General features: G+C 63.2%; 21 protein-coding genes and 1 tRNA gene. 18 read left to right on the forward strand and 4 right to left on the reverse strand.

The features are described from left to right. Nucleotides 1–148 precede the first annotated feature (148 nt). Nucleotides 149–224: transfer RNA gene (locus ABD654_RS05480), tRNA-Ala, on the forward strand. Nucleotides 225–444: 220 nt separating this feature from the next. Here the strand turns inward: ABD654_RS05480 and argF are convergent. Then, nucleotides 445–1,359 carry an ornithine carbamoyltransferase gene (gene argF, locus ABD654_RS05485; RefSeq protein ID WP_344703043.1) on the reverse strand — a complete coding sequence of 305 codons (915 nt, stop codon included), beginning with the start codon at nucleotides 1,357–1,359 and terminating at the stop codon, nucleotides 445–447. Between the two features lie 217 nt (nucleotides 1,360–1,576). Here argF and grxD point away from each other — a divergent pair, with 217 nt between their 5' ends. The 7 genes from grxD to ABD654_RS05520 all read left to right on the forward strand — a co-directional run bounded on the left by grxD (nucleotide 1,577) and on the right by ABD654_RS05520 (nucleotide 6,758). Then, nucleotides 1,577–1,927 (forward strand): Grx4 family monothiol glutaredoxin, encoded by a 351-nt coding sequence (grxD, locus tag ABD654_RS05490; RefSeq protein ID WP_344703045.1) that lies wholly within the window; start codon nucleotides 1,577–1,579, stop codon nucleotides 1,925–1,927. Between the two features lie 104 nt (nucleotides 1,928–2,031). Further along, nucleotides 2,032–3,816 (forward strand): DNA polymerase III subunit gamma/tau, encoded by a 1,785-nt coding sequence (gene dnaX, locus ABD654_RS05495; RefSeq protein WP_344703047.1) that lies wholly within the window; start codon nucleotides 2,032–2,034, stop codon nucleotides 3,814–3,816. Between the two features lie 22 nt (nucleotides 3,817–3,838). Then, a complete protein-coding gene (locus tag ABD654_RS05500) occupies nucleotides 3,839–4,165 on the forward strand; it encodes a YbaB/EbfC family nucleoid-associated protein (protein ID WP_344703049.1) in 327 nt (108 codons plus the stop codon). Nucleotides 4,166–4,168: 3 nt separating this feature from the next. Beyond that, nucleotides 4,169–4,774, forward strand: coding sequence for a recombination mediator RecR (gene recR, locus ABD654_RS05505; RefSeq protein WP_344703052.1), 606 nt, complete (start codon nucleotides 4,169–4,171; stop codon nucleotides 4,772–4,774). 85 nt (nucleotides 4,775–4,859) lie between these two features. Then, a complete protein-coding gene (gene rnd, locus ABD654_RS05510) occupies nucleotides 4,860–5,990 on the forward strand; it encodes a ribonuclease D (RefSeq protein WP_344703054.1) in 1,131 nt (376 codons plus the stop codon). After that, a complete protein-coding gene (locus ABD654_RS05515; protein ID WP_344703056.1) occupies nucleotides 5,987–6,301 on the forward strand; it encodes a YcgL domain-containing protein in 315 nt (104 codons plus the stop codon). The genes rnd and ABD654_RS05515 overlap by 4 nt, the downstream gene beginning before the upstream one ends. A 1-nt stretch (nucleotide 6,302) precedes the next feature. Then, nucleotides 6,303–6,758, forward strand: a complete 456-nt coding sequence (locus tag ABD654_RS05520; RefSeq protein ID WP_344703058.1) for a YcgN family cysteine cluster protein — start codon at nucleotides 6,303–6,305, stop codon at nucleotides 6,756–6,758. Here ABD654_RS05520 and ABD654_RS05525 read toward each other — a convergent pair. Next, entirely contained in the window at nucleotides 6,736–8,892 is a 2,157-nt protein-coding gene (locus tag ABD654_RS05525; protein WP_344703060.1) for a S9 family peptidase, read from the reverse strand. The genes ABD654_RS05520 and ABD654_RS05525 overlap by 23 nt on opposite strands. A gap of 64 nt (nucleotides 8,893–8,956) precedes the next feature. Here ABD654_RS05525 and ABD654_RS05530 point away from each other — a divergent pair, with 64 nt between their 5' ends. From ABD654_RS05530 to ABD654_RS05565, 8 genes are all read left to right on the forward strand, one after another. Continuing rightward, the gene (locus ABD654_RS05530) at nucleotides 8,957–9,406 is read left to right on the forward strand and encodes a hypothetical protein (RefSeq protein ID WP_344703062.1); all 450 of its coding nucleotides are present in this window, start codon (nucleotides 8,957–8,959) and stop codon (nucleotides 9,404–9,406) included. Between the two features lie 30 nt (nucleotides 9,407–9,436). Beyond that, on the forward strand, nucleotides 9,437–10,240 hold the full coding sequence (locus ABD654_RS05535; RefSeq protein ID WP_344703064.1) for a class II glutamine amidotransferase: 804 nt from the start codon (nucleotides 9,437–9,439) through the stop codon (nucleotides 10,238–10,240). Nucleotides 10,241–10,317: 77 nt separating this feature from the next. Then, a complete protein-coding gene (locus ABD654_RS05540; RefSeq protein WP_344703066.1) occupies nucleotides 10,318–11,997 on the forward strand; it encodes an AMP-binding protein in 1,680 nt (559 codons plus the stop codon). 197 nt (nucleotides 11,998–12,194) lie between these two features. Continuing rightward, nucleotides 12,195–16,190 (forward strand): ATP-dependent RNA helicase HrpA, encoded by a 3,996-nt coding sequence (hrpA, locus tag ABD654_RS05545; protein ID WP_344703102.1) that lies wholly within the window; start codon nucleotides 12,195–12,197, stop codon nucleotides 16,188–16,190. A 49-nt stretch (nucleotides 16,191–16,239) separates the two neighbouring features. Further along, nucleotides 16,240–17,361: a beta-ketoacyl-ACP synthase III gene (locus tag ABD654_RS05550; protein WP_344703068.1), complete on the forward strand. Its 1,122-nt coding sequence runs from the start codon at nucleotides 16,240–16,242 to the stop codon at nucleotides 17,359–17,361. 50 nt (nucleotides 17,362–17,411) lie between these two features. Further along, complete coding sequence (locus tag ABD654_RS05555) at nucleotides 17,412–18,206, forward strand: MlaA family lipoprotein (protein WP_344703070.1); 795 nt, start codon at nucleotides 17,412–17,414, stop codon at nucleotides 18,204–18,206. 8 nt (nucleotides 18,207–18,214) lie between these two features. Continuing rightward, a complete protein-coding gene (locus ABD654_RS05560) occupies nucleotides 18,215–19,108 on the forward strand; it encodes a PP2C family protein-serine/threonine phosphatase (protein ID WP_425552725.1) in 894 nt (297 codons plus the stop codon). Continuing rightward, nucleotides 19,092–19,613, forward strand: a complete 522-nt coding sequence (locus ABD654_RS05565; RefSeq protein ID WP_344703072.1) for an STAS domain-containing protein — start codon at nucleotides 19,092–19,094, stop codon at nucleotides 19,611–19,613. The genes ABD654_RS05560 and ABD654_RS05565 overlap by 17 nt, the downstream gene beginning before the upstream one ends. Before the next feature lie 23 nt (nucleotides 19,614–19,636). On the opposite strand, the gene tal is transcribed toward ABD654_RS05565, so the two are convergent. Next, nucleotides 19,637–20,584: a transaldolase gene (gene tal / locus ABD654_RS05570; RefSeq protein ID WP_344703073.1), complete on the reverse strand. Its 948-nt coding sequence runs from the start codon at nucleotides 20,582–20,584 to the stop codon at nucleotides 19,637–19,639. Between the two features lie 163 nt (nucleotides 20,585–20,747). Here tal and ABD654_RS05575 point away from each other — a divergent pair, with 163 nt between their 5' ends. Together ABD654_RS05575 and ABD654_RS05580 are read left to right on the forward strand one after the other, a co-directional pair. Beyond that, nucleotides 20,748–21,953, forward strand: a complete 1,206-nt coding sequence (locus tag ABD654_RS05575) for a multidrug effflux MFS transporter (RefSeq protein ID WP_344703075.1) — start codon at nucleotides 20,748–20,750, stop codon at nucleotides 21,951–21,953. A gap of 19 nt (nucleotides 21,954–21,972) precedes the next feature. Beyond that, entirely contained in the window at nucleotides 21,973–22,677 is a 705-nt protein-coding gene (locus tag ABD654_RS05580) for a sulfite exporter TauE/SafE family protein (protein WP_344703104.1), read from the forward strand. 145 nt (nucleotides 22,678–22,822) lie between these two features. Here ABD654_RS05580 and ABD654_RS05585 read toward each other — a convergent pair. Beyond that, nucleotides 22,823–23,038, reverse strand: a 216-nt coding sequence (locus tag ABD654_RS05585; protein WP_344703077.1) for a hypothetical protein, incomplete at its 5' end; no start/stop codon positions are given.

The raw sequence follows: 23,038 nt of genomic DNA on the forward strand, positions 1-23,038 counted from the left end.
AGGGTTGGCTAAGCCTGTCAGCCGGCCAGTGGTTTAATGTTGCCATACTAATTTATTAAGTCGAATTAGCATTACGTCTATTTCTTATCACGCCTTGACTTGGCTCAATTCTGCCGTTAAGATTCGCCCCGCTGCTGCAGGCAGCACTGGGGCCTTAGCTCAGCTGGGAGAGCGCAACACTGGCAGTGTTGAGGTCAGCGGTTCGATCCCGCTAGGCTCCACCAGATAAAAAAACCGCCCGATGGCCTAAGCCGTCGGGCGGTTGTGCATGCGAGCGACCTTCTGTGCGCAAGCCGCCTTACATTTTTAGCCAGGCCCAGGCGCAAAGGACTGTCTTGCAAAAAACTGTTTTGCAAGACAGCTCTTTTACAAGACAGTTTTTTTTGCAAGGGTGCGCCATCCCCGGTGTGGCCGTGGCGATGGCGAAGAGAATGGCGTAGGCGCCTAGCGGATCTGTCCCAGCAGCAAAAATTCGATGAGCGCCTTCTGCGCGTGGAGGCGGTTGCCGGCTTCCTGCCAGACGGCGGCGCGCGGGTCGTCGAGCAGCGTAGTGCTGATTTCTTCGCCCCGGTGGGCGGGCAGGCAGTGGAGAAACAGAGCGTCGTGCTTGGCGCGATCAAGCAGCGCTTCGGTGACCTGAAAGCCGGCGAAGTCGGCTTCGCGTCTGGCCTGCTCTTCCTCCTGACCCATGGAGGTCCAGACATCGGTCGTCACCAGGTCCACGCTGTCGACCGCTTGTTGCGGGTCGTAAACGATGCTGACGCGATCTCCCGCCGCGGCGACGATATCGGCCCGGGGTTCATAGCCTTTGGGGCAGCAGACGCGCAGATTGAAGTCGAACTGACGGGCGGCGTTGATCCAGGAGTGGCACATGTTGTTGCCGTCGCCGATCCACACCGCCGTGCGGCCTTTTACGCTGCCGCGAAGCTCTATCCAGGTCATCACGTCGGCGAGCAGCTGGCAGGGGTGGTAGTCGTCGGTGAGCGCATTGATCACTGGCACGTTGCTTGCCGCTGCGTACTCGGCCAGCCCCTCGTGGGAAAAGGTACGAATCATTACCGCATCGACCATTTCGGCCAGTACCCGGGCGGTATCGCCAACGGGCTCGCCGCGGCCCAGCTGGGTATCGCGCGGGGAAAGAAACAGGGCGTGGCCGCCAAAGTGTGCCATGGCGGTTTCAAACGACACGCGGGTGCGCGTGGACGATTTTTCGAAAATCATCGCCAGCGTACGGTTGGGCAGCGGCGTGTAGTTCGGGCCCTGAGCCTTGAGATTGCTCTTGATCGTGATGGCCCGCTGAATGAGATAGTGCAGCTCGTCTGCGGACAGATCCAACAGGGTGAGAAAATGGCGCGCCATGAGGCTCTCCGTACAAAAAGACCATCCTAGCCCCGCGGCGGGGGATGCGCAACGCGGTCGGCATTGGGTAGGATGGCGCCAGGCGACAAGGCCTAGTAGCATGGTCAGGTATTGGCAGGGTCAAGCATTGCCAGCAGTGAGCGCTGGTTTGGCCATGCATTGTTGTAACGTCGGTGAAGGGGATAAGGCCTTTACCGCTCATCTCCAGGAGTCCCCCATGAGCACAACTGTAGAAAACATTCAGCAGCAGATCAGCGAAAACCAGATCCTTCTGTACATGAAAGGCACGCCGCAGCTGCCTCAGTGCGGTTTTTCGGCGCAGACCGTGCAGGCGCTGATGAGCTGCGGCGAACGCTTTGCTTTCGTGAACATATTGGATAATCCCGATATCCGTGCCGAGCTGCCCAAGGTTGCCGACTGGCCGACGTTCCCCCAGCTGTGGGTAGAAGGCGAGCTGGTCGGCGGCTGTGATATCGTCATGGACATGCACCAAAGCGGCGAGCTGGAAAAGCTGGTCAAGGCCGCGGCGCAGCGTGCCGGCGCGGCTGAACAGGGCGATAACGCCTGACGCATCGTTGCCGCCGTATGGCGGCGGCGGTTGGCGGGCACCAAGGCAGCCGCTAGAATGGCGCCTTTCTCTGTTTCTTTGCCCGCCGAAGGATATACTGCCCCATGAGCTATCAGGTTCTGGCCCGCAAATGGCGGCCGCGCACATTCCACGAACTCGTGGGGCAGACGCACGTGCAGCGCGCGCTCATCAACGCCCTCGATCAGGGTCGGCTGCACCACGCCTATCTGTTTACCGGCACCCGCGGCGTGGGTAAAACCACGCTGGCGCGCATTCTGGCCAAATGTCTTAACTGCACGGCGGGCGGCCGGGGCGAAGAAGGCGTTACCTCCACGCCCTGCGGGCAGTGCGATAGCTGCCGCAGCATTGATGAAGGCCGCTTTGTCGACCTGATCGAGGTGGACGCCGCCTCGCGCACCAAGGTGGAAGACACCCGCGAGCTTTTGGACAACGTCCAGTACGCGCCCACTCAGGGGCGCTACAAGGTGTATCTCATTGACGAGGTGCACATGCTCTCGACCAGCAGCTTCAACGCGCTGCTGAAAACTCTTGAAGAGCCGCCGCCCCACGTCAAGTTCCTGCTGGCCACCACCGATCCGCATAAGCTGCCGCCCACGGTACTGTCGCGCTGTTTGCAGTTTACCCTCAAGCACTTGCCGCCGGAGCGCGTGGTCGAATATCTAACGCACGTGCTGACAGAAGAAGGCGTGGCGTTTGAACAAAGCGCGCTGTGGCTGCTGGGCAAGGCGGCCGAAGGCTCCATGCGCGATGCCATGAGCCTCACCGATCAGGCCATCGCCTTCGGGCAGGGCGCGGTACATCACGCCGACGTGGCCGCCATGCTGGGCACGCTGGATCATCGCCACGTTTTGGCGCTGGTCGAGGCGCTGGCCGACATTGACGTGGCAGGCCTGCTTGATGAAGTAGCCCGTCTGGCCGAGCAGGGGCCGGATTTTGCCGCGGTGCTTGATGACGTTGCCAACGTGTTGCACCGCCTGGCGATAGCGCAGATGGTGCCCGACGCGGTAGATAACAGCCACGGCGACCGCCAGGAAGTGCTGGCGTTGGCGGCGCGCTTTACCGCAGAAGACGTGCAGCTTTATTACCAGATCGGTATTCAGGGGCGCGGCGATATGGCGTATGCCCCGGATCTGCGCGGCGCGCTGGAAATGACGCTGATGCGTATGCTGGCGTTTCGCCCCCAGGGCGTGCCCAAGCCGCCGACTCACGCGCTGCCGCTTGCACCCGAACGCTCAAAGCCGGAGACGGCGCCGGCCGAGCCGGAAACGACGCCGAGTTTGCCGCCCTGGGGCGTTGATGCCACACCGTCATCGGCGCCGGAAGTGCGACCGCCTGACCCAAAGGTTGAGCCGGTTTTGGATCCCGCGTCTGCCGTCGACCCAAAGCCGGAAACCGAGCCGGGCTGGCAACCGGCATCGCCGCCGGACGATGAGACACCGCGAGAACACGCCCCGCCCGGGCGGCTGGACCATGCCGGCTGGCTGGACGGCTTCGCCTCGCTGGGGCTTGGCGGACTGACGCGCAATCTGGCCGCGCACTGCCAGCTAAAGCACGACGACGGCACGACCCTTGAGCTCAGGCTGGATCCGGATCAGGCCGCCATGCAGGCAGAAATACACCAAACCCGGATTGCCAAGGCGCTTGCCGCCCAGGGTACGCAGCGCCGGGTCGTTTTTATCCCGGAGCCGCTGGACCCGACGCTGGAAACCCCGCAGCAGCGTGAAACCCGGCGCGTCCAGGCGCGCCACGCTCAGGCGCTTGATACGCTCAATCGTGACCCCCATGTTCAACGGCTGAAAGAGACCCTCGGCGCCACCTTTATGAAAAACGGCGTAACGCCCGTTCAGCGCACCGACAGCGACACGTAATTGACCTACCCGGAGAGAGACCATGATGAAAGGCGGAATGGGCAACATGATGAAGCAGGCCCAGGAAATGCAGGAAAAGATGCAGAAGGCCCAGGAAGAAGTGGCCAAGGCAGAAGTGCACGGCGAGGCCGGTGCCGGCATGGTCAAGATCACCATGAACGGCCGCCACGACGTGAGCAAGGTCGACATCGACCCAAGCGTCATGGATGAAGATAAAGAGCTTTTGGAAGACCTGCTGGCCGCGGCGGTCAACGACGCCGTGCGCAAGGTGGAAGCCCGCTCCAAGGAAATGATGGAAGAAGCCACTGCCGGTCTGAACCTGCCGCCCGGCTTCAAAATGCCGTTTTAAGCGATGCGCTTTTCCCCGCTTGTTGAACAGCTGATGGAGGCGTTCCGGGTGCTGCCGGGCGTGGGGCCGAAAACCGCCCAGCGCATGGCCATGCACGTGCTGGAGCGCGAGCGTGAAGGCGGCAAGCGCCTGTCGGCCACGCTCGCCGAGGCGGTGGACGCTGTGGGCTACTGCCGGCGCTGCCGCACGCTCACCGAGGCCGAGCTGTGCGCGCTGTGCCAAAGCTCGCGCCGCGACGATGCCCTGCTGTGCGTGGTGGAATCTCCGGCCGATCAGCTGGCCATCGAAGAGGCCGGCGGCTTTGGCGGGCGCTACTTTGTGCTTCACGGGCACCTGTCGCCGATTGACGGCATCGGCCCGGACGCCATCGGCCTGGATCAGCTGGAGCAGCGGGTGGCGGAAGGGGCCGTGCGCGAAATAGTCCTGGCCACCAACCCAACGGTCGAAGGCGAGGCCACCGCGCACTACATTGCCACGCAGCTTGGCGCATACGGCGTGACGTTTTCGCGCCTGGCCTACGGCGTGCCCATGGGCGGCGAACTGGAGTACGTTGACGGCGGCACGCTCAGCCGGGCGTTCAACGGCCGCCTGCCGTTTTCCAGCGAATAAGCCCTTTTGCCCGTAAACCGGCTTTCTGCCCGTGGCCCCACTTTGCCGCACGCCTTTCGTGTGCGCCTTTTCGAGAACTGTGCTTTTGTCCTTGATTGACTCACCAACGTATCAGTGGATTGCCACGCCCGAGGCGCTGGATGCCGCCTGTGCCCGTATGGCCGGTGCCGATGTCATCGCGCTGGATACCGAATTTTTCCGCGAAAAAACCTTCTACCCTGTTCCCGCGCTGTTTCAGTTCGCCGTTGACGGCGCAACCTATCTGGTAGACCCGCTGCGGGTAGCATGCACGGCGGCATGTCAGACGCTTTTGCAAGGCGATGCGCTGAAACTGATTCATGCCTGCAGCGAAGACCTGGAAGTGTTCCAGCGCTGGGCCGGCACGCTGCCCGCGCCGCTGATGGATACCCAAGTCGCTCAAGGGTTTCTGGGCGATGTGCCCGGCATGGGGTTTCAAAAGCTGGTAGCGCACTGGCTTAATGAGGCCCTGCCCAAGGAGGAAACCCGGTCTGACTGGCTCAAGCGCCCGTTAAGCCAGGCGCAGTGCGACTACGCCGCCCTTGATGTGATCTGTCTGCTGGCGGTCTGGAAGCACCAGGCGCGCGCCCTGGCGCAGCGCGGGCGCATGGGCTGGGCGCTGGCCCAGTGTCAAACCCTGGTGGACCAGGCCGGGCGCAGCAGTGCCCAGGACGCGAGGTGGTTTACCCGCCAGCGTCAGCTGTGGCGGCTAACCCCGCGCCAGATTGAGGCTTATCGGCTGATGACCGCTTGGCGCGAAGGCGAAATTCGCCGGCGCGACCTGCCGCGCAACTGGCTGGCAAGCGACAAGATGCTGTTTGCCGTGGCCTGCGCGATGCCCAAAAATCGCTTCGAGCTGGCCGAGGTGGAAGACGTCAAACCGTCGCTGGTGAAAAAAGAGGGCGACACCTTGCTGGCTATGGTCAAAACCGCGCAGCAGCGCAGCGTCGAGGCGCTGCCTGCCGCCTGGCCGGACCCAGCACGCCCGCCGTTCAAGCCTTTGTTCAAGGCGCTGAAAAAAGCCGTCAGCCAGCGCGCCGAAGCGCTGGGCATGGCCCCTGAAATGCTGATGCGCCGCCGCGATATCGAAGCCGTTGCCATGCAGGCGCTGGCCGGTGAAACGCCCCGGCTGCCCGGCGGCTGGCGCGGCGAGTGTTTGAACGAATCGTTGACGCAAGCGCTCAAGGAGGCGCTATGACCGCTGTGCCATCTACCGCTGCAGATCGCATCGTGTGCGAAGTTTTCAAAAGCTCGCGCAAGGAAGAAACCTACCTCTACGTGGACAAGCGCCAGGGGCTGGCTGATGTGCCCGAGGCGCTGCTGGAACACTTCGGCAAGCCGGTGCCGGCGTTGACCCTGCTGCTGAGCGCCGACAAGCCGCTGGCCCGGGCCAACGCCGCCGAGGTTCTCGCCGCCATTGCCGAGCAGGGCTACTATTTTCAGATGCCGCCGGCAAAGGATGAGTACCTGCTGGATCTGTATCGAGCCCCTACCCGGGCGGTTTACTGATATGGGTGCGGCGATGCGCGAACGCTTTTGGGAGCGTTTTGCCCTGGAAGCGCTCAACGACGCCGAGTGGGAAGCCCTGTGCGACGGCTGCGGGCAGTGCTGCCTGCTCAAGCTCCACGATGAAGACACCGCAGAAGTCGCGGTGCTCAACGTGGCCTGCCGGCTTTTGGACACCCACAGCTGCCAGTGCAGCGACTACCTCAACCGCTTTGACAGCGTGCCGGACTGCACCCAGCTGACCCCCGCGCGGGTGCGCGAATTTACCTGGCTGCCGCACACCTGCGGCTACCGGCGCGTAGCCGAAGGCCGCAAGCTGGCCGGCTGGCACCCGCTGCTGAGCAACGACGCCGAGCGCGTCCACCGCAAGGGGGTCAGCGTGCGCGGCTTCGCCGTCTCCCAGGACGATGTGCCCGAAGATCGCCTGGAAGAGCATATTATTGCCGTGCTGCCGATGTAGGCGGCGCGCTTTTGCCCGCGCTTTGTACTTCGGGGCCTTCGGCAAGCCCCAGCGCCCAGAGAATAAACGCATCCTGGCGGGCGGCGTCGCGCCAGGCCTTGAACCGGCCCGAGGCGCCGCCGTGGCCGCTTTGCATGTCGGTATACAGTAGCACCGGCGCGTCGCCCTGCTGGTGCTGCTTGACCTTGGCATAGTATTTTGCCGGCTCCCAGTAGGCCACGCGGGTATCAAACCAGCTGCCCTCGATCCACAGCGCCGGGTAGACCTGAGATGTGACGGTATCCACCGGCGAGTAGCCGCCGATGCGCGCGGCGACCTCGGGCTCGTCGGGGTTGCCCCACTCGCTGTACTCGGCGGTGGTCAGCGGAAGCTCGGGGTTTTGCATGGTGCGCAGCACGTCGACAAAGGGTACGTCCAGCACCGCGGCACAGAAGGCCTCGGGGGCGCGATTGACGCAGGTGCCTACCAGCATGCCGCCGGCGCTGGCGCCGTAGGCAACGATGTTTTTGGGCCGGCTGAGGCCTTGCGCCACCAATGCGTCACGTGCGGCGAGAAAGTCGGCAAAGCTGTTTTCCTTGTGTGCCATCTTGCCGTGCAAATACCACGGCTCGCCGCGCTCGCCGCCGCCGCGCACGTGGGCCACGGCAAAGGCCACGCCGCGCTGTAAAAGCTCTAGCCGGGTGATGGAAAACCACGGGTCCTGCGGATCGCCGTAGGCGCCGTAGCCGTAGAGCAGAGTCGGCAGCGGCCGGTCGGCCAGATCGGCGCGCATGACCACCGATACCGGCACGCTTTCACCGTCGGCGCTTTGCGCCCAGATACGCCGGCTTGCAAGCTGCGCGGGCTGCAGGTCGCCGTAAAGCGGCAGCGTCTTGATCACCCGGCGCGTGCCGCTGGCAAGATCCAGTTCCACCCAGCGCGGCGGGCGGATAAACGACTCCTCGCGCAGGGTCAGCGTTTTGGCGTCAAAGTGCGGGGCGTCTTCCAGAAGCTGGGAGCAGGGCGTTTCCGGCAGCGCCAGGGTTTCATCGAGGATCGCGGCGTGGGCGCGGTCAAGCACCAGCCGGCGCAGGGTCACCTGGGCCCGGTCGTGGTCGCGCTCGGCAAGCATCAGCCCCCAGGCAAAGGCGTCCACGCCTTCAAGCGTCGCGTTCTCCCGGTGGGATACGAGCGGCCGCCAGTCGGCCGGCGCACTGCTTCTAGCGGCGGCCAGCGCGCAGCCTTCGTCGATCACATCGAGCTGAAAGTGCGCGCCGGCGCGGTTGTGTAGGCAGTAGAAAAAGCCCGGGCGGTGATCGAGGCTGGCCTCTACGCCGGCCTTGCGGCGGTGTAGGCAGATAGGGCTTGTGGCAGGGTCGCCGGCAGGGACGAGCCAGGTTTCGCTGGTGTCTTTGGAGGCGCTTTCCAGCATAAGCCAGCGCCGGGAGCGGGTCTTGTCCATGCCGATCCAGAATTCGGGGTCGCTTTCCTGCCAGACAAGCCGCGCTGCGCCGTCCTTTGCCCCTTCGCCCAGTGCCACCGGCAGATGCCAGACGCTGTCCGGGCGCTGGGTGGCGTCAAAGCGGGTAAACAGCAGGGTGGCGCTCTGCGCGGTCTGATCTTCGGCCCAGCAAAGCGCCGGGCCGATGTCATCCAGCAGCGCCCGGGGCTTGCCGTCGGGCAGGCGCTTGAGCCACAGCGCATAGCGCTCATCGCCCCGGGTGTCTTCGGTCCAGGCAAGCCAGCGCTCGTCCGGGGTCAGCGCCATGTCGCCGATATCGAAAAAGTCACGGCCGGCAGCGCGAGCCGGCAGGTCAAAAAAGCACTCCCGGGCGTCGGGTTTGCCGTTGGGGTAGCGCCAGAAACGGGGGTAGTCGGCGTCGGCCTCGACGGTGGTGTAGAACGTAAAGTGGTCCAGCGCGGTCTCAATGCCGGTCGAGGCCAGCTCACGCCGGGCCAGATGGCCCTGATAGAGCGATTCTGCCAGCGGTGCGAGCGGGGCAAACCAGGCGGCATGTTCCGCGTTGGCCGCTTCGAGAAAGTCACGGGTCGCGGGGCTGGCGCTGTCTTCGAGCCAGTGCCAGTCAGGGGCATCGGGGCGAAAATAGCGCGCTGCCGGGGAGGCATCGGTAGGTTCTGGCTGTGCTTTATTCAATGGACGAGTACCATAACGAAAAATGTCGTGCGGATACCGAGATCCACAAAAGAAGAGGGGTATTATGCTGTTTGCCGAATCAATGTCACAGCTTTGGCTGACGTACTATGGCATTTCCATTCTGGTGCTGGGGGCGGTGTATCTGGCCTTTGCCTTTTTGCCGCGCCTGGTGCGGCTGCCGTTGACCTGGGCGATTGGCGGTGCCATGTGGATGCCGGCAAGTTTTACGCTGCCGCTTGTCGAAAAAGGCGAAGCGTACGCCGGCTGGGCCCCGTCGGCCATGGTGGCCGCGGTGGGCTTTCTGGAGCAGGATTCAGCGGCGTTCGGCGCGGGGCTTGCGTGGCTGCTGAGCGGGGTCGTGCTGGGCGCGTTTGTAGGTATTGCACTGTGGTGGCGGCGGCGCCCTGAAGGCGGACGCGAGGACAGGCGCACCCCGCCTGACGCCGGCCGGCCGGCGGCGACCCCCAAAGCCGCTGAATCGGATACCCGGCGCCGTGAGCCGGTGATCGGCTAAGGCCGCGCCGTTGACGACAAGGAGTTTGTGATGTGCGAGCTGCTGGGCATGAGTGCCAATGTGCCCACCGATATCTGTTTCAGTTTTGCCGGATTTTTGCACCGCGGCGGCGGCACCGGCCCGCACCGCGACGGCTGGGGTATTGCGTTTTACGAGCAGGGCGGCTACCGCGAATTTCGCGACCCGCACCCCTCGGTGGATTCGCCCATCGCCCGGCTGATCTGCGACTACCCGATCAAGTCCCACGTGGTCATCAGCCATATCCGCCAGGCCAACGTGGGGGAGGTGACGCTGGCCAACACCCACCCCTTCACCCGGGAGATGTGGGGCCGGCCCTGGTGCTATGCGCACAACGGCCAGCTGGCCGGCTGGCAGGATTTGCCGCTGGGCACCTACACGCCGGTGGGCCGCACCGACAGCGAGCACGCCTGCTGCTTTTTGCTCGGCGAGATTCGCCGGGCGTTTCCCCGCCCGCCGGACGCCCCCGAGCGGCTGTGGCAGTACCTGCATACGCTGTGCGAGCGGCTGCGCGGGCTTGGCGTGTTCAATCTACTGCTTTCCGACGGCGACTATCTATACACCTACTGCTCCACAAAGCTTGCCCACATTACCCGGCGTGCGCCCTTTGGCGAGGCTGAACTTGCCGATGCTGACATGACGGTCAACTTCGCTGAGCATACGACATCCGACGATGTGGTCTCTGTAATTGCCACCGAGCCTTTGACCCATAACGAAAAGTGGCAGCGCATGGTGCCCGGAGAGCTGCTAGTGTGGAAAGACGGTGAGATACAGGCGCGCTATACGACCGATGCGCCGATCGTCAGCAGCGCCTGAGGCGCTTCACCCAAAGGACCAGCGACGCCACAACAATAACGTCGGTGATAGGCCGACACGGATAGCGGAGACTGCCGATGAGCGACAACGCTGATGCCTCGGCGCCGGGGCGCGACCCGATGCTTCACGGGCCGGCACTGGAAGGGCTTGAACAGTACGGCTCGATTACCGATGTGCTGTACAGAGCGGTTGAGCGCTTTGGCGATAAACCGGCCTTTACCTGTATGGGGCAGACGATTAGCTTTCAGGCGCTGGATCGCCTTTCGGCTGCTTTTGCCGCCTGGCTCACCTGCGAAACCGACCTTGAGCCCGGCGATGCCGTCGCCATTCAGCTGCCCAACGTGCTGCAGTTTCCCGTTGCCGTTTTTGGCGCGCTGCGCGCCGGCATGGTGGTGGTCAACACCAACCCGCTGTACACCGAGCGTGAAATGGCCTATCAGTTCAAGGACGCCGGTGCCAAGGCTATCGTTATTCTGGCCAACATGGCCGGCAAGCTCGAGCAGGTGCTGGATAAAACCGTCATACGCCATGTAGTGGTGACCGAGCTTGCCGACCTGCACGTCGCACCCAAGCGCTGGGTGATCAACGCCGCGGTCAAGTACGTCAAGAAAATGGTGCCGGCGTATTCTCTGCCCGGCGCCACGCCGCTGCGCCAGGCGCTGAGCCGGGGCAAACGCCTTGAGCAAAAGGACGCGACTCGGGAGCTCGACGACGTCGCCGCACTGCAGTACACCGGCGGCACTACCGGCAAGCCCAAGGGCGCAATGCTGACCCACCGCAACCTGGTGGCCAACATGGTGCAGGCGCGCATGGCGATCGGTGAGGGTATCGGAGAAGGCACCGAGCGGGTGATGGCACCGCTGCCGGTCTATCACATCTATACCTTTACCGTGAACTGCCTGTTTTTAGTGGATACCGGCAACCATTCGGTGCTGATCCCCAACCCGCGGGACCTGGATGCCTTTGTCAAAACCCTGGCACAGGCGCCGTTCACCGGCTTTATCGGGCTGAATACGCTGTTCAACGCGCTGTGCCGCCGCGACGACTTCAAGCGGCTGGATTTTTCTCGCCTGCATCTGACCATATCCGGCGGCATGGCGCTGACCCATGCGGCGGCCGAGCGCTGGGAAGCCGTGACCGGCTGCCCAGTGGCCGAAGGCTACGGGCTCACCGAAACCTCGCCGATTGTGACCTTCAACCCCAGCGATGCCATTCAGCTGGGCACCATCGGTAAGCCGGTCGCGGGTACGGCGGTGAAGGCGGTGGATGCAGAAGGCAACGCCGTGCCCCTGGGCGAGCCGGGAGAGCTGTGGGTGAAAGGCCCCCAGGTGATGAAAGGCTACTGGGGCATGGAAAGCATAACGCACCAAACGTTTAACGACGGCTGGTTTGCTACCGGAGACATCGCCGTGCTGCAGCAAGACGGCTACGTGCGCATCGTCGACCGCAAGAAAGACATGATTCTGGTGTCGGGCTTCAACGTCTACCCCAACGAAATCGAAGACGTGGTCACCGCCCACCCCGACGTGCGCGAAGCCGCCGCCGTGGGCGCGCCCGACGACGACAGCGGCGAGGCGATCAAGCTGTTTGTCGTCACCGACAGCGCCGAGCTTGATGCCGACACCCTGCGCCGCTGGTGCAAAAAGCAGCTTGCCGGCTACAAGGTGCCCAAACACATTGAGTTTCGCGATGAGCTGCCCAAAACCAACGTGGGTAAAGTGCTGCGCCGGGAGCTGCGTGATGACCAGGGCAGCTAGCCTTCGGGACGGGCCTTGTCAGCACCGGCGTGGAAAGATAGCAGGCGGGCAAGAGGCTGCCCGAAGCGGGATTGATACCCCGGGGTAGGTGGCGCCTGCCTGAAAGCGTTATACTCGCCGGTCCGCTTTTCGCCATCCCCGCAACCGCCGATGAAGTTGAGTCGCCCGTGACTGCTGATACCCCCGATGCTTCTGCCATGACGCCGCCTGCCACACAGGCTGATGCCGGCCAAAGCCCCGCCGAGCAGCTGCGCGCCCTGAAACAGGCCGCCGGTACGCTGGTGCTCAAGGACAGCCAGCGCTTGGAGCGCCGGCTGGCCGGCCTTGAGCGTCGCCTGCGCGAAGGCAAGCCCGTGGACCGGGGGCTTAACGAGATCCGCCGGGAAGTCGAACGCGCGGGCCGGATCATCAACGCCCGCCGCGGGCAGCAGGTGAGCCTTGACTACCCGCCGGAGCTGCCGGTGGTGGAGCGCCGGGAGGATATTCTCAAGGCGCTGGACGAGCATCAGGTGGTCATCGTCGCCGGGGAAACCGGCTCGGGCAAGACCACCCAGCTGCCCAAGCTGTGCCTGGAACTGGGCCGTGGCCGGCGCGGGCTTGTCGGCCATACCCAGCCCCGGCGGCTGGCGGCGAGAAGCGTGGCCACCCGGCTGGCCGAGGAGCTTGATACCCCGCTGGGCGAGCAGGTGGGCTATCAGGTGCGCTTCACCGACCAGAGCCGCGATACCACCCTGGTCAAGCTGATGACCGACGGTATTCTGCTGGCCGAAACCCGCAACGACCCGCTGCTGCTGCGCTACGACACCATCATTATTGACGAAGCCCACGAGCGCAGCCTCAACATCGACTTTCTTTTGGGCTATCTCAAGCGGCTGCTGCCCAAGCGCCCGGATCTCAAGGTGATTATCACCTCAGCCACCATTGACGTGGAGCGCTTTGCCGCGCACTTCGGCACGGAAAAGGCGCCGGCGCCGGTGGTGGAAGTCACCGGGCGCACCTACCCGGTGGAGGTGCGCTACCGCCCGCTGGTCCGCGAGGCCGACGACGAGGACGACCTTTCCCTGCAGGAAGGCATCGTCCAGGCGGTGGAAGAAATCGAACGCATCGAGCGCGAAAAGGGCTGGCAAAACGGCCCTCGGGACGTGCTGGTATTTCTCCCCGGCGAGCGCGAAATCCGCGAGGCCGCCGATACCCTGCGCCGCGCCGATCTGCGCGGCACCGAGATATTGCCGCTGTACGCCCGGCTGTCCAACGCCGAGCAGAACCGCGTGTTTACCTCCCACCGCGGGCGGCGCATCGTGCTGGCCACCAACGTCGCGGAAACCTCGCTCACCGTGCCCGGCATCCGCTACGTGATCGACCCGGGGCTGGTGCGCCTGAGCCGCTACAGCTACCGCGCCAAGATCCAGCGCCTGCCGGTGGAGCCGGTCAGCCAGGCCAGCGCCAACCAGCGCAAGGGCCGCTGCGGGCGGATCGCCGAAGGGGTGTGCATTCGCCTGTACGACGAGGAGGATTTTCTCGCCCGGCCCGAGTTTACCGACCCCGAGATCCGCCGCACCAATCTGGCCTCGGTGATTCTGTCCATGCTGTCGTTGAAGCTGGGCAGCATCGAGGCGTTTCCGTTTGTCGACCCGCCGGACCCGCGCTTTGTAAAAGACGGCTTCCGGCTGCTGTACGAGCTGGGCGCGGTCGGTGACAAAAACGCCCTGACCAAGCTGGGCCGGCAGATTTCACGGCTGCCCATTGACCCGCGCCTGGCGCGGATGGTGCTGGCCGGCGCCGATCGCGGCAGCCTGCGCGAGGTGCTGATTGTGGTATCGGCGCTTTCCATTCAGGACCCACGCGACCGCCCGGCGGATAAGCGCCAGGCGGCGGACGACGCCCACCACCGCTGGCACTCGCCGGAGTCCGACTTCGTCGCGCTGGTAAACCTCTGGCACGGCATCGAAAACGCCCGGGAGGCGCTGTCCGGCAACCAGCTCAGGCGCTGGTGCCGCGAGCGCTTTATCAACTACCTGCGCGTGCGCGAATGGCACGACACCTTCCGCCAGCTGCGTCAGCTGCTGCGGGATATGGACATCGACGTGCCGCCGGCGCCGCCGGGCGACCCCGAGCAGAGCGAAGAAGAGGCCCGCCAGGCCCGGCGCAAAACGTCGGGCAAGCTGCACCAGGCGCTGCTTTCGGGGCTTTTGTCCAACTTGGGGATGCTCACCGAAGATCGCGACTACCTCGGCGCGCGCAACCGCAAGTTTGTGATTCACCCGAGCTCGGGGCTGGCCAAAAAGACGCCCAAGTGGGTGATGGCCTTTGAGCTGATCGAAACCTCGCGGCTGTTTGCCCGCACCGTGGCCAAAATCGATCCGGCGTGGATCGAGCCCCAGGCCGAGCATCTGGTCAAGCGCAGCTACAGCGACCCGCACTGGGAGATGAAGCGCGCCCAGGTGGTGGCCAAGGAACAGGTCACGCTGTTCGGCCTGCCCATCGTCAGCGGCCGTAAGGTCAACTACGGTGCCATCGCCCCGGAAGAGTCCCGGGAGCTGTTTATCCGCCGGGCGCTGGTGGAAGGTGAATTTCGCACCCAGGGCGAGTTTTTTGCCCACAACCGTGCCCTGATGGACGAAGTTGAAGCCCTTGAAGACCGCGCCCGGCGCCGGGACATTCTGGTGGACGAAGACACGCTGTTTGCGTTTTACGACGCGCTGATTCCGGCGGATATCGTCAACGGCAAGGGCTTTGAAAGCTGGCGCAAAAAGGCCGAGCAGGACAATCCCGATCTGCTCAAGTTTGATCTGGACGCGCTGAAGGCCCGGGACGCCGAGGAAGTTACCCGAGGCCAGTACCCCGATCACCTGACGCTGGGCGGGGTGAGCTACCCGGTGAGCTACCATTTTGCCCCGGGCGCGGAAGACGACGGCGTAACGCTGACCGTACCCGCCGCCATGCTGCCCCAGCTGCCGGTGCACGCCCTTGAGTGGCTGGTACCGGGGCTTTTGCGCGATAAATGCATTGCGCTGCTGAAGTCGCTGCCCAAAAGCCTGCGTCGCCAGATCGTGCCGATTCCCGACTGGGTGGACGCCGCGCTTCAAACCCTGGTGCCTGACAACCGCCCGCTCACCGAAGCGCTGGGCGAGTTTATCCGCCGGCGTACCGGCACCCGGGTAAGCTCCGACGACTGGCGACTGGAGCAGCTTGAGCCGCACCTGATCATGAACGTGCGCGTGGTGGGCCACGACGGCCAAACCCTGGGCCAGGGCCGCGACGTGCGCGCGCTGGAAAAGCGTTTTGAAGACGCTGCCCGTCAGGGCGCCCAGGCGCTTGCCGCCAAGGCAAGCGATACGCCGGCGGTAGACGGCCTGCCGGAAAAGCCGCTGCCGGCGTCGCGGGTGACCGAGCAGGCAGGCATTCGCGTGGAGGCCTACCCGGCGCTGGTCAAGGACGGCAAGGCGTTCAACGTGACGCTTTATGACCACCCGGCCAAGGCCGAAGCGGCCCACCGCGAAGGCGTGGCAAGGCTTGCCATGGCTAGCCGGCCGGAGTGGGTCAAAGAGATCCGCCGGCTCAAGGGCGTGGAAACCTGCGCGCTGCTGTTTGCCAAGGTGGGCAGCAAGCAGGCGTTTATCGATGATCTGGTAGAGGCGGCCTTTACCCGGGTCGTGGCCGTGGACCCGCTGCCGCGCTCGTCCGGCGAGCTGGATGCGCGGCTGCAGGAAGTCGACGAGCAGGTCGTCCCTCAGGCCGAGGCGCTGCTGGAGCAGGCGCACGCGGCGCTCAAGGAGCATCTGGAAGTCAGCAAGGTGCTCAAGGGCAAGCTCAACTTTGCTCTGGCGCTGGTCTACAGTGACATCAACGCCCAGATGCAGCGGCTGATTTACCCGGGGTTTGTGTGTGACGCAGGCGACTGGCTGATCCACTACCCGCGCTATATGCAGGCGGCGCTGATTCGGCTGGAAAAAGCCCCGCGTGAGCGCGGCCGCGACCAGATGCTGATGAATGAAGTGCAAAAGCTGGAAGCGCGCTTTGACGCGCGCCGGGAAAGCGAACGGCGCGGCCGGGTCGAAGCGCCGGAGCTGGTGGCATTCGGCTGGTGGCTTCAGGAGCTTAGGGTTTCGCTGTTTGCCCAGCAGCTGGGCACCGCCATGCCGGTCTCGGTCAAGCGGCTGGAGAAACGCTGGCAGGAAATTACTCAGGCGTAGGCCGCCGCTCACGATAACAGGGCGGCGCACCGCCGACAGGAGAATGGCCATGACAGAGGTAGTGATCACCGGCACCGGGCTTTACACCCCGGCGCACGCGGTGGATAACGACGCGCTGGTAGGCGCGTTCAACGCCTGGGTCGACGCGGAAAACGCCCGCCACGCGGACGCCATTGCCGCCGGCACGCGCACGGCGCTTGCGTATTCCAGCAGTGCCTTTATCGAAAAGGCGTCGGGCATTAAAAGCCGCTACGTGCTGGACGCCGAGGGCATTCTCGACCCCGAACGCATGCGCCCGCGCCTGCCCGAACGCGGCAACGACGAGCCGTCAATCCAGTGTGAAATGGCCGTAAGTGCGGCGCGCGAGGCGCTTGCCAACGCCCGGGTAGAAGCACAAAATGTCGAGCTTGTGATTGTGGCCTGCTCCAATCTGGAGCGCGCCTATCCGGCGATCGCCGTGGAGCTGCAGCAGGCGCTGGGCACCGGCGGCTACGGCTTTGACATGAACGTGGCGTGCAGCTCGGCGACCTTTGCGCTGGAAACGGCGGCCAACGCCATTGCCTCGGGCAGCATTCAGCGCGCGCTGATCGTCAACCCGGAGATCTGCTCGGCGCACCTGAATTTTCGCGACCGCGACAGCCACTTTATTTTCGGCGATGCCTGCACCGCCATGGTGCTGGAAAACAACGCCGTGGCCGTGGCCGAAGAGCGCTACGCGATTCTGGGTACCCGGCTGGTGACGCAGTTTTCCAACGCCATTCGCAACAACGCCGGCTTTTTGAACCGCGTGACCGATGCCGACCCGAACGCGCTGGACAAGCTGTTTGTCCAGGAAGGGCGGCGGGTGTTCAAGGAAGTCTGCCCGCTGGTGGCCAGGCTGATCAACGCGCATCTGGCTTCCCTTGAGCTTGCCGGCAGCGACGTTAAGCGGCTGTGGCTGCACCAGGCCAACCAGCACATGAACGATTTGATTGCGCGCAAGGTACTGGGGGCCGACCCGGCGCCGGGGCAGGCGCCGGTGATTCTTGACCGCTACGCCAATACCAGCTCAGCCGGCTCGGTTATCGCTTTTCATCTGCATCGCGATGCGCTGGAGCGCGGTGATATCGGGATTCTTTGCTCGTTCGGCGCCGGCTACAGCGCCGGCAGCGTCGTGCTGCAGCGGCTGTAGCGCCGCCGCTTCGCTTTCATGAACTGCCACCAAAAAGATGCGAGACTCTCATGCTAGACAACTGTCGCCCGGAATTTGCGCCGGGCACCAAGCGCGTCGCCGCTTTGCTACCGGCAACGGTAGTTGCACTGACGCTTGGCGGCTGCGCCAGCGGCGCCCTGCAGGGTGAGCCGCATCAGGAGGATCCCTGGGAAGGTTTTAACCGCAAGGTGTTTGCCTTCAACGACGTGCTGGATCGCTATGCGCTGCGCCCGGTTGCCAAAGGCTATCGCACCGTCACCCCGGAGCCGGTGGAAGACAGCGTGGGCAACTTTTTTGCCAACCTGGGCGAGCTGCGTACCGTGCTCAACAGCCTGCTGCAGGGCGACGTAGAAAACGCCAGCCGCTCCACCTCGCGCCTGATGATCAACACCACGGCGGGCGTGGGCGGGCTGTTTGACGTGGCCACCAGAATGGACATTCGCCGCCAGGAAGAAGACTTCGGCCAGACGCTGGCCGTCTGGGGCTGGGAAGACTCGCGCTATCTGGTGCTGCCGCTGTTCGGCCCGAGCACGCTGCGCGATGCCACCGGCCTGCCGGCCAACATAGCGGCGTATCCGGTGACCTACGTAGAAGATGACGCAGCGCGGCTGTCTCTGGGCGCGCTTAACCTGATCGATCAGCGGGCAAACCTTCTGGATCAGGAAGAGCTGATCCAGGGCGACCGCTATCGCTTCGTGCGCGATGCGTATCTGCAAAACCGGACCTTTGAAATCAACGACGGCAAGCTGGGTGAAGATCCCTTCGCAGCGGATGACTTTGACGTTGACGATGCGGCCTTCGGGGATGACGGCAGTGCCGATTGAGGCTTTGAATGAGCCACGACGATAAGCGAAAGAGCACAGAGCACAGATCCGCCGATGCGTGCCGCCAGCGCTGTGAGCAGCTACAGCGGCAGAATGCAAGCCTGCAGGCCCGGCTTGAGCTGCTGCGGTTGGATCAGCAAAGCGGAGGGCACATTCAGCGTCGCCTGTTGCCGCTTCGCCCTCGCGTGTTTGGCGGCGTGCGCTTTGACTACTGGCTGGCGCCGTCGCTGTATCTGTCCGGTGATTTTCTCGGCTATCAGCGCCACTGCGAGCGCTATAGTGCCTTTTACTTTGCCGACGTCTCCGGCCATGGTGCATCATCGGCGTTTGTCACGGTGCTGTTGAAATACCTGTTCACGCGCTGGCTGCAGGAGTGGGACGGTGAGCGACCCGAACAGCTGCCGGCGGACTGGCTTGCAGCGCTTAACCGCGAGCTGCAGGACAGCGATATCGGCAAGCACGCGACGCTTTTTGCCGGTGTGATTGATCATCTAACCCGCACCTTGCACTATTCGCTGGGGGCACAGCTGCCCATGCCGATGCTCAAGACCGGCGGCAAGCTTGTGCGTCTGGAAGGCGAGGGCATGCCGGTGGGGCTGTTTCCGGATGCGGTCTATCCTGTGCTGGAATGTCCGCTGCCCGACGATTTTTCTCTCTGGCTGTGTTCTGATGGCGTGCTGGAATGCTTGCCGGGAGACACCCTTAGCGTGCGCCTGGCGAAACTTGAGCGGCTGCTGGCAGAAAGTGCGACGCTTGAGCAGCTGCGCGACGGGCTGACCCGGGTCAGCACTGACGTTGATCTCAGGCAGGCGCGCCAGCCGGACGAAGCAGGCGATGACCGGCAGGCATTACCCGACGATTTAACCATCATGATGGTGAGCGGATTTGGGCAAGTTGATTGAAGAAGGCCGCATCAAAGCGGCGTTTGATTCCGGGGTGTTTGTCCTTAAGCTTTGCGGCGATGTGCGCCTGACGCTGTGTGCCACGCTGGATATTCAGGCCCAGCAGCTGGCGCAAACGCCGGGGCTGTGCGCGGTCATGATTGACCTGCGCGAAGCAAGCAACGTTGACTCTACTGCCCTTGGGTTTCTCGCCAAGGTGGCCATGGCGGTGCGAGGTCGCCTGGAGCGGCCACCCACTATTATTGTTGATAATCCCGACGTGCGTCAGATGCTTGACGTGATGGGGTTTGCTCGTTTTTTCACGCTGCTGTCAGCACCGCTGAGTCATGGCCCGGCCGACGATGCCGCAGAAGAGCTGCCTGAAGTGGCGGCGGATGAAAGCGGGCTGCGCGAGCGAATCCTTGAGGCGCACCGTATTTTGATGCGCATAAACGAGCACAATCGCGAGCAGTTTCAGCCGCTGGTGGAAATGCTTGAAGCGCAACACAGCTCGCCCCGCTGCTAAACTACGATAGCCGTGCCGGCGTTTCAGCCTTTTTGGCGCAGCTCGCCGAGTAGCGTTTCCAGCCGGCGCTGGTCGGCCATGAACTGGCGAATGCCGGCGGCGAGTTTTTCGCAGGCCATGGCATCTTCGTTGATTTGCCAGCGAAACGTTGCCTGATCCAGCGGTGTCGCCTTTTCGGCGCTAGCGGCGTTGCCTTCGGTGTGTAGCTGCCGAGCCAGAAAGCCGCTTTGGCGCTCCAGCTCGCCAAGCAGTTTGGGTGAAATGGTCAGCCGATCACAGCCCGCCAGCGCCTGAATTTCCTCGGTGTTGCGAAAGCTGGCGCCCATGACAATGGTGGGGTAGGCGTTCGCCTTGAAGTGCTCGTGGATTTTTTTGACCGAGATAACGCCGGGGTCTTTGGCACCGCTGAAGTCCGCTTTGGGGTTTTGTGCCTTGTACCAGTCAAGAATACGGCCCACGAAAGGGGAGATGAGCGTAACGCCGGCGTCGGCGCAGGCGCGGGCCTGGGTAAAGCCAAACAGCAGTGTCAGGTTGGTTTGAATGCCTTCGCGCTCCAGCTGAGAGGCGGCTTGAATCCCCTCCCAGGTTGAAGCCACCTTGATCAAAATACGCTCGGCGCTCACGCCGGCTTGTTGATAGCGCTCGATGAGTGAGTGGGCGCGGGCCATTGTGGCTTTGCGATCAAACGACAGCCGTGCGCTCACCTCGGTAGATACGTAGCCGGGTACCAGCGTGCTGATTTCGCTGCCAATATCGACCGCTACCCGGTCCAGCGCCTCGTCCAGATCGCGGCTTTCCCGGGCAATATGTGCCAGGCGCTCACGGCGGCCTTCCTGCTGGGCGGCCTGTAGGATCAAAGACGGGTTGGTGGTGGCGTCGTGGGGTTGAAAACGGCGAATGGCCTCTATATCGCCGGTGTCGGCGACCACGGTGGTCATTTGCCTGAGTTGGGATAGCAGGCTGTTAGCCATATCACGCTCCTTGGATGTCGTGGCGTTACTCTAGCAAGGCAGTGGCGCCTCGAATAGCGCAGCCAAGCGGCGTTACATCGTCTATCAGTAGCGGTTTTGCGAATACGCTATTGCCGCTGGCCTGTCGTTTGAACCGTTATTATCTTTTGTGTCAGGGAGCTGTATGCAACTTACCCCTCGCCGCATAGCGCTGCTGGTGGCTGCCAATACGGCGCTGGCCCCGTTTGCTATTGATGCGTATCTTCCCGCTATGGGGGCGCTGGCCGATACCGTCGATGCCAGCATCCACCGCACTGAGCTTTCCATCAGCGTGTTCTTGTTGGGGTTTGCCCTGGGGCAGCTGTGTTTTGGGCCGCTTTCCGACCGGTTGGGGCGCAAGCCCGTGCTGTCCGGTGGGCTTGCGGTCTTTGCCTTGGCCAGTCTGCTGCTTACCCAGGTAGACAGCCTGCCGGAGCTGTTATCGCTGCGTTTCGTTCAGGCGCTGGGAGGCGGGGCCTGCGTGGTGAATTCAGCCGCTATCGTACGCGACTGCTTTCAGGGCCGGGAGGCGGCCAGGGTGATGTCGACCATGGCCATGATCATGATGCTCGCACCGCTGGCGGCGCCGAGCATAGGCAGCGTACTTTTGCATCTGGTGGACTGGTGGCTGATCTTTGTCTTTCTGGCAGTCTATGCGCTGTTTCTGCTGTGGCTTTTGGGTACTAAGCTGCCCGAAACCCGCGATATGACATTGCCGGCGGCTTCGCTTCGTCAGGTGGTGCGCAACTATGCCAGTATCTTGCGCCATCAAGAGGGCATGGGCTATATCTGTGCGGTGGCGTCCGCGTTCGCCGGGCTATTTGCCTTTGTTACGGCATCGCCGTTTGTCTACATGGAGTACTTTTCCCTGTCGCCGGCGCTTTATCCTTTTGTTTTCGGCGCTAATGTGATCGTTATCGCCTCGTCCAATCGGGTTAATATCGCACTGCTCAAAACGCGAACGCCCCAGCAGAATCTGCGCCTGGGCTTGGCTGTACAGCTGGTGGCGGCCGGCGGTTTGGTGACGGTTACGGCGCTTGGGTTGAACAGCTTGCCGGTCGTGGTGGCGTTGGTGATGTGTTTTACCGGCATGATTGGCCTGATTACGCCCAACTCGATTTCGTCGCTGCTGGATCATTTTGGCCATATCAGTGCGACGGCGACGGCGCTTTTGGGGGGTATACAGTTTAGCTGTGGGGCGCTGGCCGGCATTATGGTCGGCTACTTTGAGGTCGAGAACATGTGGCCTATGGTGCTGACCATGCTGTCGGCTTCAGTCGTTGGCAACGTCGGCGTGCGCCTGCTGACGCCAAGGCCCGATCCCGAGGCGGAGCCTGACCCTCGTGTCTGAGCTGTGGCAGTGGTTCGACATGACGTTTGCCACCTGGCTTGGCGTGGCCTGTGTACTGACGGCGGGGGCGTTTGTGCAGCGCGCCACGGGCTTTGGCCTGGCCGTGGTCAGCGCGCCGCTGCTGCTGATGCTGGAGCCGCGGCTGGTACCGGTAGTGCTGGTACTGTTCGGGCTTACGGTATCGCTGATGATGGTACGCCACTATTGGCATGAGGTGCGCCTGGGCCCAATCAGTATGGCACTGGTAGGAAGGCTGCCGGGTAATGCGCTGGGCGCCTGGCTGCTGCTCGCCGCGCCCATGGTCATCATGGAGAAGCTGATTGCGGCCATTGTACTGTTTGCGGTGCTGGTGACGCTGTGTCGCTTTCGGCTGCCGGTGAATCGCATCACGCTGTTTAGCGCCGGCGTGCTGTCGGGTATTTTCGGCACTGTAGCCTCGATTGGTGGCCCGCCCATGGTGCTTCTAATGCACGGCCTGCCGCCGGACCGAATGCGCGGTAACCTGGCGGCGTTTTTCATTCTTACTTCTACTCTTACACTTTTTACACTGGCCGTCGTCGGGCAAATCAGCGCTTGGCACTTCGGCGTTGCACTGACGCTGTTGCCCGCTGTGCTTTTCGGCAATGCGGTGGCCAATCGCGTTGCTCATAAGGTGGATCGACGCTGGCTGCAGGGTATTTCGCTGGGATTGTGTACGACGGCGGCGCTAGGGTTACTGCTGTAGTCAGGCGGCATGTCAATTTATTTCCCGCCATCCCTTGCCAAACGCCGCCTCAGCCCGTAGAGTACGCATCCGCTGCAGACGACGCCAAGCGTTGCCCGCGGTGAAAGGCCCCAAAAAGGCCTTGGGTGTCAACAGGTTACGCGGTTTATGACATCGCAGTTGACAACCACTTCAAGGCGTGTAGAATACGCCTTCCTCGCAGCAGAGACGGCAAGTCATCGCCGCTTTGCAGGCCGACACAACGGCCTTGCGAGACGCTCTTTAACAAGTTGATCAGGTAATTCATGTGGGCGCTTGCCTGAGTGGGTGACAAATCATCTACTATCAAGGCAAGTGTCTCGTCAAAAACCTTCGGGTTTTG

The sequence above is a fragment of the Halomonas cibimaris genome (genome assembly GCF_039537045.1).
Classification (GTDB): domain Bacteria; phylum Pseudomonadota; class Gammaproteobacteria; order Pseudomonadales; family Halomonadaceae; genus Vreelandella; species Vreelandella cibimaris.